Origin of the sequence: Serratia nevei, assembly GCF_024160145.1 — a bacterium.
GTDB classification, from domain to species: Bacteria; Pseudomonadota; Gammaproteobacteria; order Enterobacterales; family Enterobacteriaceae; genus Serratia; species Serratia nevei_A.
Genome location: NZ_JAMYWQ010000159.1, coordinates 1 through 431, shown reverse-complemented (window position 1 = coordinate 431; position 431 = coordinate 1). Strand labels below are relative to the sequence as shown.

Here is a 431-nt window from a genome sequence, read left to right as displayed (position 1 = left end):
CATTTTGTGCCAGCCGCCGCGGTAATACGTAGGTGGCAAGCGTTGTCCGGAATTACTGGGCGTAAAGGGCGCGTAGGCGGCCCGATAAGTCGGGGGTGAAATTCAGCGGCTCAACCGCTGGACTGCCTTCGAGACTGTCAGGCTCGAGCACGGTAGAGGCTGGTGGAATTCCCGGTGTGGCGGTGGAATGCGTAGAGATCGGGAAGAACATCGGTGGCGAAGGCGGCCAGCTGGGCCGTTGCTGACGCTGAGGCGCGACAGCGTGGGGAGCAAACAGGATTAGATACCCTGGTAGTCCACGCCGTAAACGATGGGTACTAGGCGTCGGGGGGAGCGACCCCTTCGGTGCCGTCGTTAACACAGTAAGTACCCCGCCTGGGGAGTACGGCCGCAAGGCTGAAACGCAAAGGAATTGACGGGATGGATAGAGG

The 431-nt window shown here is 60.8% G+C and carries 1 rRNA gene; it reads left to right on the top strand.

From position 1 onward, the window contains the following. Window positions 1–431: ribosomal RNA gene (locus tag M6G53_RS25225) — 16S ribosomal RNA — on the top strand; the annotation flags it as partial.